The sequence below is a fragment of the Streptomyces calidiresistens genome (assembly GCF_014141525.1).
Classification (GTDB): domain Bacteria; phylum Actinomycetota; class Actinomycetes; order Streptomycetales; family Streptomycetaceae; genus Streptomyces; species Streptomyces calidiresistens.
The window spans coordinates 1-10,178 of sequence record NZ_VKHS01000113.1 but is presented as its reverse complement, the minus strand read 5'-3'; the positions used below and the strand labels follow the sequence as shown (position 1 = coordinate 10,178).

The following is a 10,178-nucleotide window of genomic DNA, read 5'->3' as shown; positions in this document are numbered from 1 at the left end:
GCGTGGGGGTCGCGGAACAGCCCGGTCGGGTCGGGCACATTCTCCGGTGCCCGGTCCGCCGGTACGGGCGGGGTGCCGGGGCCGGGCAGGAACGGCCGCAGCCGTTCGTACACCTCCTGGATGTCGGCGGGACGCTCCTCCGGCGCCTTGCCCAGCAGGTGCAGGACGAGCCCGTCCAGCTCCGCGGGCAGCTCCGGCCGCAGCTCGCGCGGCGGGGTGGGGGCGTCGTTGACGTGCTGGGACATCAGGGCGAAGTCGGTGGTCGCGGTGAACGGCCGCCGCCCGCACAGCATCTCGTACAGGACGCAGCCCAGCGCGTACAGATCTGTGGCGGGGGTGACCCGCCCGCCGCGCACCTGCTCCGGCGACATGTACGGGTAGGTGCCGATGGGGCTGCCGGTCGCGGTCAGCCTGGTGACATCACTGCGCAGGATGGCGGCGATGCCGAAGTCGATGACCTTCACCGTCCCGTCCCGCGCGACGAGGATGTTGCCGGGCTTGAGATCCCGGTGGACGGCCGGGATCTCGTGCGCGTGGGAGAGGACGGTCGCGATCTGGGCGGCGACGGACACCGCCCAGGACAGCGGCAGCGGCACGCCCGGTCTCACGTACACCGACAGCGGCACGCCCTCCACCAGCTCCATGACCAGGTAGAGGTGTTCGAGCGCGTCGTCGAGGACCGCGTCGTGAACCTGGGGGACGCCCGGGTGCCGGATGCGGGCGGTGACCCGGGCCTCGCGACGGAACCGCTTGACGAACTCCTCGGCCATCGCCGGGGAGGGGACGGCCTGCCGCCGGATCAGCTTCACGGCGACCGGCCGGTCCAGCACGGCGTCATAGCCGCGCCACACGTCCCCCATGCCGCCGTGGCTGATCTCCTCCAGGAGTTCGTAACGTCCGGCGATCACCTGCTGCGGCACCCTGCCCCCGTCGTGTCCGCGCGCCGGCGCGTACACGGTGGGTGGCGTCGGCGGTCCGTTCCGTTGACGGGCCAGTCTCGTGGGGGTGATCGGCCCCGGTCCAGACGGTTATGCCCCGTGCGGTGGAGTTGGCCGATTGTGACGTGTCATGGCCGAGATGCGGTCCCCGGCTCCGGCGACTCCACCGCCGCGCCCGGGGCGTCGTACTCCGCCCACACCGTCTTGCCGGGACCGCCGCACGGCCGGCGGGACCACCCCCAGCGGTCGGCCAGGCGCGCGACGAGCAACAGGCCGCGCCCGCCGGTGCGATCGGGCCCGGGCAGGCCCCGGGGGACCCTCGGGAGCCGGTCGCCCCGGGTATCGGTGACCTCGATCCGCGCGGTGTCGGGGTCCAGCGCCAGGCCCAGGGCGAAGTCCCGGCCGGGCACGCAGCCGTGGCGCACGGCGTTCGCCGTCAGCTCGGCCACGACCAGGATCAGCGCGTCATGGGCGCGCGAACCCTCCGGCACGCCCCGGGCGTGCAACCACTCGGCGGCGAACCTGCGGGCCAGCCGCGCGCCGCGCGGCGTGGAGGCGAAACGGGCCTCCACACGGCGCACGGGGCCGCCGGGGTCGATGGTGGGGAGGGTGCAGGGGGTGTGTGCGGGATGTGCGGTGCGGGGTGGATTCTCCGTCATGCCTCCACGATCAGCCGTCATGGCGTAGCGTCACCAGTGGTGACGCGCCGTCGCCGGGTGCTTGTACCCGGCGGTGGGCGTGCGGTACGCGGGAAAGGCGGCAACGATGCGGGACGAGGAGCGGAACGGGCGCACACCCGAGGGTCGGCGGCCGGACGACGAGAAGAACAACGGCGTGGTGACGGCCTTCGGCCGCCAGTTGAAACTCATGCGGACCCGGGCCGGCCTCGAACGCCCCGAGTTCGGCAAGCTGGTCGGCTACGCGCCGCAGTCCATCGCCTCGTTCGAACAGGGTCGCCGCATCCCGCCGCCCCGCTTCATCGAGCAGGCCGACGAGGTCCTGAACGCCGGAGGCGTGCTGGTCGCGCTGAAGGAGGAGGTGGGCCGGGCCCAGTACCCGGCCTTCTTCCGCGACATGGCCAAGCTGGAGGCCGAGGCGGTCTCCTTGCATGTGTACGCGGCCCTTGCCGTGCCGGGGTTGCTCCAGACCGAGGCGTACGCACGTGCCGTTTTCACGACGCGACGGCCACTCCTCGACGGAGACACAGTCGAGCAGCGAATTGCGGCCCGGCTGGCTCGGCAGAAGATCTTCTCCCGCAAGCCCATGCCCACCCTGAGCTTCGTCATCGAGGAGTCAGTGCTCAGGAGGCCCGTGGGTGGCAGAGCTACGTGGCGAGACCAGTTGGAGCAGTTGCTCTCTCATGGACGCCTACGAAACGTGGAGTTGCAAGTGATGCCGAATGAGCGAGCCGAGCACTGTGGGTTGGCCGGCCCGTTCACCTTGGTCGAGACGGGGGACGGGAGGAGGATGTCGTACGTTGAGATTCAGCAGACCAGCCGTCTGTACACCGATCGGCCTGCGGTGAGGGAATCCGAGGAGCAGTACGGCATTCTTCGGGCACAAGCCCTGACCCCTAGTGAATCGCTGGCCTTCGTCGAAGGACTCCTGGGAGAGACATGAACAGCCGAACGATGATCCAGACCGTGCCCAACTCGGCGTGGCGTAAGAGCAGCTACAGCAGCGGTGAGGGCGGAGAGTGCGTGGAGGTCGCCGGCGCTGTCGGCGCCATGCACGTCCGTGATTCCAAGCAGAGTGCCGGACCCATGTTGACTGTCCGCCCCGAGGCGTGGACCCACTTCGTCGGCATGGCAGCCCACGACCCCCGGCCCTGAGTCGGGGTGGGTCCTCGGGCTTCATCAACACCTGCCGAAGGAGGGATGACCGTGCAGCACGTCGTATCCCCCGTGCCGGAGTCGGCATGGTTCAAGAGCAGCTACAGCGGTTCCGAGGGCGGAGAGTGTGTGGAGGTCGCCCACACCGTTGACACGATGCACGTGCGCGACTCCAAGCAGGACAAGGGCCCCGTCCTGACCGTCCGGCCGGATGCCTGGACCCGCTTCGTCGGGTTGGCCGCCGGCCGGGGCGTGTAGGAACGGCCCGGGGCCCGTTCGGTGAACGGGCCCCACTCCCCCGCCGTTCAGGCGGCGTCGTCCAGCCCTTCCTCGCGGCGGATCATCCGCCACGCGGCCCGACGCGCACTGCGGTCCAGGTTGGACCGGAAGCTCCGGTCCGCGCCGAAGTACCGGCCGCCGAGTCCGGCGATGCTCTCGATGTGGTCGCCCATCTTGTCGGCGAACACCTTGTCGAAGACCTTGCCGAAGTTCTCCACGTCGTTGACGAGCGCCGCGGCCTTCACCTTGGGGTCGGCCCTGGCCTCCTCGAAGGGGCGGGCGAGGTCCTTCTCGGTGAAGTCCGTGCCGAACTTGGCGTTGAACTTCTCGATCAGCTCGGACAGAAGGGACTTCTCCTCCTCCTGGCCCGCGCCGCCCGAGCCGTCGCCGAACCCCGGCATCACCGCCGGGCCCTCGGGCGTCAACGAGAGGTCGTGCTCACCGGTCCGCTCCACCCGCAGGTGACTGAGGTCCACGTCGCCGATGTCCACCCCGCCGTCCGCGTGGCCGCGGAGTCGGGTCAGGAGGTAGCGGCCGTAGAGGTGCAGCCGCTCCAGGTCGGGGTCCCGGTAGGGGATGATCTGGGCGAGGAAGCCGTACTTGCGGACGTAGTCGTTGAGGTCGGCGCGGAAGTCCTCGGCTATCCGCACGTGCTCGTCGTCCTCGTCGCTGTCGCGCAGCGCCTCGTAGCGGATCACGGCCGGTGAGAGCAGCCGGTACAGCTCGGCGTGCAGCTTCTCCCAGCGGGTCGGGGAGCCGGCCGCCTTCTCCTTCGCCTCGAAGTACGCGGCGGCGAACCCGTCCATCTCCTCTTCCGAGATGATCGGCGCGGACATCACCCGGCTCTGCGCGGTGTACAGGAGATTGGGGTCCGAGGGGAGGGTGCCGGCTTCCTCGTAGTACGGGCGGAACGCCTCCTTGATGTCCTCGGCCTCGTTGACGAAGTCGAGGACGGCGAGGTCGGCCTGCGACTTGCGCTCGGCCGTGCGGTTGAGCCGGGAGAGGGTCTGCACGGCGGAGATGCCGGTCAGCTTCTTGTTGACGTACATCGTGGTCAACAGCGGCTGGTCGAACCCGGTCTGGTACTTCTCCGCCACCACCAGGATGCGGTACTCCTGCCGCCCCTGCGCCCCGGCCCGCACGGCCTTGTCGTCGTTGCGGGTGTAGGCGAACGCCTTGGGCAGCGCGGCCTCGCTCAGCCCGCCGTTCTCCTTGGTCTCGGTGGTCTCCTCGCCGTCGACGGTGAGGGAGCCGGAGAAGGCGACCAGGACACCCAGGTCGGGGAACCGGGTGTCGTACCCCCGGTCCTTGATGTACTCCTTGATCTTCCGCGCCATCTGCACGGCGGAGTGCCGGGAGGCGGTGACCACCATCGCCTTGGCCCGGCCGCCGAGCCGGCCCCGGGTGTGGCTCACGAAGTGCTCGACGATCACCTGCGCGTGCTGGACGACGGTCGAGTCGTGGGTGAGCGCGTACCGGGCGAGGAGCGGGTTCGCCTTGGAGGGCTCAACCTCCTTCTCGTCCGGGTTGCGGTTCACCAGCTTCCAGTACGTGTTGTACGTGACGTAGTTGCGCAGCGGGTCGAGGATGAACCCCTCCTCGATCGCCTGGCGCATCGAGTACGTGTGGAAGGGGATGTAGGTGGTCTCCCCGTCCACGCGGGTGGGGGTGCCGAAGAGTTCGAGGGTCTTGGCCTTGGGCGTGGCGGTGAAGGCGAAGTAGGAGAGGTTCGCGGCCCGGGAGCGTTCCTCGGCCTTCTTCCGCAGTTTCTCGGTGACGGTCAGCTCGGTCGCGCCGGCGTCCTCGGACTCGGGGTCCAGGCCCAGATCGCGCAGGGCGGCCCGCACGGCGGTGGCGGCGTCGCCGGACTGGGAGGAGTGGGCCTCGTCCACGATGATGGCGAAGGTCGTGCCCTTGATCTCGGTCGGGTTGCGCTGGATGTAGTCCAGCAGCGCCGGGAACGAGTGCAGGGTGACGGTGACGATCCTGCCGGTGTCGCGGGACAGCGCGCGGGCGAGCTGTTCGCTCTTGGTGCCGTGCTTCTCGTCGATCTTGACGACCAGGCCGTCGGTCTGGGAGAAGCCACCGACCGTCTCGCGGAGCTGGGCGTCCAGGTTCCGGCGGTCGGTGATGACGATGACCTTGTCGAAGACGGGGTCACCCGGCTTGATGCGACCGGCGGCCAGGGCCTCGGGGTCCAGGGTGCGCGGATCGGTGTCCGCGTGGAGGTCGGAGAGGCGGTGGGCGAGCCAGCCGATGGTGTTGGACTTGCCGGAGCCGGCCGAGGCCATCACCAGGTAGTCCCGCCCGGCGCCGTGGCGGGCGGCGTGGTCGGTGAGCTTGCGGACCACGTCCCACTGGTGGAAGCGGGGGAAGATCGTGTTGCGGACGGTGCCGCCGCCGGGCGTCCGGGTCTTCTGCTGGTGGGCGAACCGGTGCAGCAGGTCCAGCCAGTTGTCCGGGGCCCAGACCTGCTCCCAGAGGTAGGAGGTCGAGTAGGTACCGGGGACGGTCGGGGCGGGGTTGCCCGCGCCGCCGGAACGGCCGGGGCCGGCGGAGCCGGTGTTGAAGGGCAGGAACTTCGTGTTCTTGCCCCGGAGCTGGGTGGTGACGAAGACCAGGTCCGGATCGACGGCGAAGTTCGCGATGACGCGGTGCCGGAAGATCGGCTCGGTCGGGTCGCGGTCGGTGCGGTACTGCGCCTTGGCCTGCTCGACGCCCTGACCGGTGAGAGGGTTCTTCAACTCGGCGGTGGCCACGGGCAGGCCGTTGAGGAGCAGGGTGAGGTCGAGGGCGTTGCCCTCGTCTGCCGGCTTGGTGGCGTAGCGCAGCTCGCGGACGACGGTGAGGCGATTGGCCCGGTAGTCGTCGAGAACGGAGTCATCGGGGACGAGGTTCGGCTTGAAGTAGGCGACGCGGATCAGGACACCGCGATCCTTCACGCCGTTGCGCAGGACGTGGAGCAGGCCCTCGTCCGTGATGGCCTTGTCCAGCCGCTTCACGAAGCCGCGCTGGGCCTCGTTCGGATCGCCGTAGACGGTCCGCAGCTCGTGCCACTCGTCGGGCTGGGTGGCACCGATGAACGTGAACAGCTCGTTGGGGTCCAGGCCGAGATCGGCCCGGTAGTCCCCCGGCCGACCCTCCCGCCACCCGCGCTCGACCATCGCGGCGACGATGGCCCTCCCGAACGCGGACTCGTCGTGGATGGGGCTCATACACCGACTCCGTCCGTCACATTCCGCCCACTCGCGCTCGACACGTCGAACTGCCCGGTCACCGCAGCGGTGATGAGCGCCTGGCGGCGCTCGCCGAGAAGCGCGAACTGACGCTCAATACGCGACTGAAGCGCATTCAAGCGGGCGCGCTCATCAGACACACGCTTCACAAACGCGTCCTGCACGTCAGAAGTCACAGCGGGAATCGGCCAGGCCTTGACTTCCTCAAATCTAATATTTGCCATGGATTGAGAGGCGCCATTAGAAACTGCTGCACACAGGTCCCTAACCCTTTTACCTCGCGCCACGGCGGCAATAAACTCAGGAGAGACTCCCGACAGCAATCGCACCCGAAAAATTTTGTCCGAAAGCAGCAATTTTCGACGAATTCGAGGGACGGCAGCCGTTGATCCAACAAGTTGTGGGGTGTTCGCGCGCACAACAAGTAGATCACCTTCACGCACCTCATTTGAGGTGTCCGGAGAAATCGAGTTCGGCAGACGCTTGTTCTCCTCCGGGAGGAAAACTCCCGGCCTCAAGCTGCTGACCTTTAGTACCCCCCACTCGTGATCCCCTGCAGGGATGGCATCACACTGCGGGCTGACGCCCTGATCAACTCCCCAGATAAAACGACGAAACGGGATGCTCCCCCACTCAGTCATCATCCTCTGAATCTCCAAGTCAAGCTGAGCACTCTCCCTCTCCCTCAACTTTTCGAGGAATTGGAACTGAAGATCAACCATTTGATCCATGCGGGCAGTCTCAATATCAAGGAACTTGACGATTCGACGCTGCCCATCCAGTGGGATGGAACGAACGAGTAGATTTCTCAGAAATTCATCAGGCACTCGCCGCTGCCCTGCCACCCCATACATCTCAGCCTCTCCCAACTTGAGAAAGGAATGAGCATTGACAAGGTAATACAAGAACCGACCATCGACTTGACTCCCTGGGCGCAACACGTGCAGTTCCGTTGTTCCCGCCCCCACTCCTCCGTGGAGCCCTTCAATCAGAACTGCCCGCCCCGCCTCGAAAGTCGGGGTGATCTTCGGAACAAGTACGTCACCGTCTTGAAAGCGCGTGTACCCCGTTGCAACAGCAGCCTTACGACGCCGCCTTGAAAGATCCAGCCGAGAACCGGGCCAAACGGCCTCCATCGGCAGGAAGGTCAACTCGTCACCATCTGCCAACCGGTCGAAGGCCGGAGTCGGCGGATTGATCTGAGCGAGGTGTCGAAGTCGAACGGTACTCACTCTGTCACCTCGCTCAGCAGCGTCTGGATCTCGGCCTCCAGGGCCTTCAATTCCGCGTCGATCTCCGCTAGCGGGCGCGGCGGCTTGTAGACGTAGAAGTGGCGGGTGAAGGGGATCTCGTAGCCGATCTTCGTCTTCGTGTGATCGATCCAGGCATCAGGGACGTGGGGGTGGACCTCGCGCTTCAGGTACTCCTCCACGTCCTCGTCCAGCGGCACGTTCTCGTAGTCCCGCAGCTCGGCGTCCGGCTCGGCCTGGCCCTTCACCCTCTGCACCTCGCCCTCCGGGTCGCGGACGCCCACGGCGTCGCGGAGTGCCTTGGTGAACGGCGCTCCGGTCGGCCAGAGCAGGCCGGCGCCGACCACCGCGTCCTTCAGCGCGACCAGCGCGTCCGACTTCGTCTCCCAGGAGGAGCCCAGCAGCGTGCGCACGGCCGCCACGAAACCGTCCGCGTCGGTGAGCTTCTGCACCGGCTTCGCCGCCGCCAGGGCGGCCAGCGTCTCCTCGGTGACCTCGAAGCGGAGCTTGAGGGGGCGCTCGACGGTGATGCGGCGGTAGCCGAAGTCCTCGTTCCGGAAGACCTTCACCTTGCCGTGCAGGGGGTGTTCGGGGTCGTCCGCGACCCGGATCGCGTCTCCGTACAGGCGGGTGATCTCGGCGATGTGCTCCTCACCGAGTTGCTTGCGCTTGTCGCCCAGGGACTTGCGCATCTTCCGCCACTGGTCGCGGGCGTCCAGGAGGACGACCTTGCCCTTGTGGTCGGGGGCCTTGCGGTTGGTGAGGATCCAGAAGTAGGTGGAGATACCGGTGTTGTAGAAGAGCTGGTCCGGGAGGGCGACGATCGCCTCCAGCCAGTCGTTCTCCAGGATCCAGCGGCGGATCTCCGACTCCCCCGAGCCGGCCGCGCCGGTGAACAGCGGGGAGCCGTTGAAGACGATGGCGATGCGGGAACCGCCGCCGCCCTTGACGTCCACCGGCTTCATCTTGGAGATCATGTGCTGGAGGAACAGCAGCGAGCCGTCGTTGATGCGCGGCAGTCCGGCGGCGAAGCGGCCGGCGGTGCCGAGGTGCTTGTGCTCGTACTCGACCTCGTCCCTGACCTTCTTCCACTCCACGCCGAAGGGCGGGTTGGCCAGCAGGTAGTCGAACTTCTCCCGCCGGTGGCCGTCCTGGGAGAAGGAGTTGCCGAAGGCGATGTTCTCGGGGCTCTGGCCCTTGATCATCAGGTCGGACCGGCAGATGGCCCAGGACTCGGGGTTGAGCTCCTGCCCGTAGACCTCGACCGTGGCGTCCGGATTGTGGGCCTTGATGTGCTCCTCGGCCGCGCTGAGCATCCCGCCCGTCCCGCAGGCCGGGTCCATGACCGTACGCACCGTTCCCGGCAGGCTGAGCGCGTCCTCGTCGGGCGCGATCAGCAGATTCACCATCAGCTCGATGACCTCGCGCGGGGTGAAGTGCTCACCGGCGGTCTCGTTGGACTGCTCCGCGAAGCGGCGGATCAACTCCTCGAAGACGTAGCCCATGTTGTGGTTGGAGACCACCTCGGGCCGCAGGTCCAGGTCGGTGAACCGGCCGATCACCTTGTACAGCAGATCCGCCCGTTCCAGGCGGGTGATCTGCTGGGTGAACTCGTAGCGCTCCAGGACCTCGCGGGCGTTGTCGGAGAAGCCCCCCACGTACATCTTCAGAAGTTTCGCGGCGTTCTGCGGGTCGGCGGCGATCCGCTTCAGCGTGAGGTCGCTGGTGTTGTAGAAGGAGTGGCCCGAGGCGCGGCGCAGGAAGTGATCGGTGTCGATCTCCTGACCCCGGAAGCGCTCGATCGTCTCCGCGACCTTCGCCCGGGTCGGCTCCAGGACGCACTCCAGGCGGCGCAGCACCGTGAACGGCAGGATGACCTTTCCGTAGTCGGACTGCTTGTAGTCGCCGCGCAGGAGGTCGGCGACGGACCAGGCGTGGTTCGCCAACTCCGCATGCTTGCTGCTGTTCAAGGGATTCCCCGATGTCCTTCCGAGTCTCGTTCCGCCCCACGGGACGGGTGCGGACCAGTGTGGTCGATGGATGCCGGCGCCGGGGCCGATTCAGGACGGATCGGTGACCGATCGTTCCGATTCGGTGACCGGTGGAAGCAGGGCACCGCCGGTGAGGCCGTCGGTCAGGAGGTCGGCCGCCTCCTCCGCCAGCCGGGCGGCCTCCCGGGCGCGGGCGCGCAGGTCCCGCACGCGGCGGAACGCCTCTCCGTGGCGGCGCTGCTCGGCGAGCGGCAGGAGGGGGACGCGCAGGCGTCCGGCCGCGACGGTGACGACGGTGCTACCGGTGGATGCGCCCGCGATGTTGTCGCCGGCGGCGAGATGGCCGGCCAGGAACCAGGGGTCCAGTCGGCCGGGGTCCGGGCGCAGGAGGTGGATGTGCGGGCCCAAAAGCGCGCCCGCGTCGCGCTCCTCCGCCACCCGGGTCATGGGGCCGGTGCCGGACGCCAGGGCGCGGATCAGTACGTCGCCCGGCCGGATCACGGGGGTGGTCGCGGCGTCCGGGCCTGCGGGTTCGGTGGCGCCGGTGGGTTCGGCCGGCGTCGCGGGTGCGCCGGAGGGGGCGGTGTCCCGGGCGATGTCCTCGGCGGTGAGGACCGCCGGCGGACCGTCCGCCGGGGTGTCGGCGGGGGGT

8 protein-coding genes and 2 pseudogenes are annotated in these 10,178 nt (G+C 68.1%); 3 read left to right on the top strand and 7 right to left on the bottom strand.

Annotation, left to right across the window (positions count from 1 at the left end; all coding sequences use genetic code 11):
• Positions 1-920, bottom strand: a 920-nt coding sequence (locus FOE67_RS07545; RefSeq protein ID WP_182661768.1) for a serine/threonine-protein kinase, incomplete at its 3' end; no start/stop codon positions are given.
• A 146-nt stretch (positions 921-1,066) separates the two neighbouring features.
• Complete coding sequence (locus FOE67_RS07540; RefSeq protein WP_228473657.1) at positions 1,067-1,597, bottom strand: ATP-binding protein; 531 nt, start codon at positions 1,595-1,597, stop codon at positions 1,067-1,069.
• A gap of 106 nt (positions 1,598-1,703) precedes the next feature.
• On the opposite strand from FOE67_RS07540, the gene FOE67_RS07535 reads away from it, so the two are divergent.
• Genes FOE67_RS07535 through FOE67_RS07525 form a run of 3 tightly spaced genes read left to right on the top strand, consistent with a single transcriptional unit; the run spans position 1,704 to position 3,028 of the window.
• A complete protein-coding gene (locus tag FOE67_RS07535) occupies positions 1,704-2,558 on the top strand; it encodes a helix-turn-helix domain-containing protein (protein ID WP_182661764.1) in 855 nt (284 codons plus the stop codon).
• On the top strand, positions 2,555-2,770 hold the full coding sequence (locus FOE67_RS07530) for a DUF397 domain-containing protein (RefSeq protein ID WP_182661762.1): 216 nt from the start codon (positions 2,555-2,557) through the stop codon (positions 2,768-2,770). Before FOE67_RS07535 ends, FOE67_RS07530 begins: the two co-directional genes overlap by 4 nt.
• Before the next feature lie 51 nt (positions 2,771-2,821).
• Positions 2,822-3,028, top strand: coding sequence for a DUF397 domain-containing protein (locus tag FOE67_RS07525; RefSeq protein ID WP_323384440.1), 207 nt, complete (start codon positions 2,822-2,824; stop codon positions 3,026-3,028).
• A gap of 47 nt (positions 3,029-3,075) precedes the next feature.
• Here the strand turns inward: FOE67_RS07525 and FOE67_RS30765 are convergent, their stop codons facing one another.
• The 5 genes and pseudogenes from FOE67_RS30765 to FOE67_RS07505 all read right to left on the bottom strand — a co-directional run.
• Positions 3,076-4,146 (bottom strand): type I restriction enzyme subunit R domain-containing protein, encoded by a 1,071-nt coding sequence (locus FOE67_RS30765; RefSeq protein WP_438874194.1) that lies wholly within the window; start codon positions 4,144-4,146, stop codon positions 3,076-3,078.
• A gap of 486 nt (positions 4,147-4,632) precedes the next feature.
• Positions 4,633-6,213, bottom strand: a pseudogene (locus FOE67_RS30760) (type I restriction endonuclease); the annotation flags it as partial.
• Positions 6,214-6,260: 47 nt separating this feature from the next.
• The gene (locus FOE67_RS07515) at positions 6,261-7,517 is read right to left on the bottom strand and encodes a restriction endonuclease subunit S (protein ID WP_182661757.1); all 1,257 of its coding nucleotides are present in this window, start codon (positions 7,515-7,517) and stop codon (positions 6,261-6,263) included.
• Entirely contained in the window at positions 7,514-9,505 is a 1,992-nt protein-coding gene (locus FOE67_RS07510; protein ID WP_182661755.1) for a type I restriction-modification system subunit M, read from the bottom strand. The genes FOE67_RS07515 and FOE67_RS07510 overlap by 4 nt, the downstream gene beginning before the upstream one ends.
• Before the next feature lie 90 nt (positions 9,506-9,595).
• A pseudogene (locus FOE67_RS07505) lies at positions 9,596-10,178 on the bottom strand (N-6 DNA methylase); the annotation flags it as partial.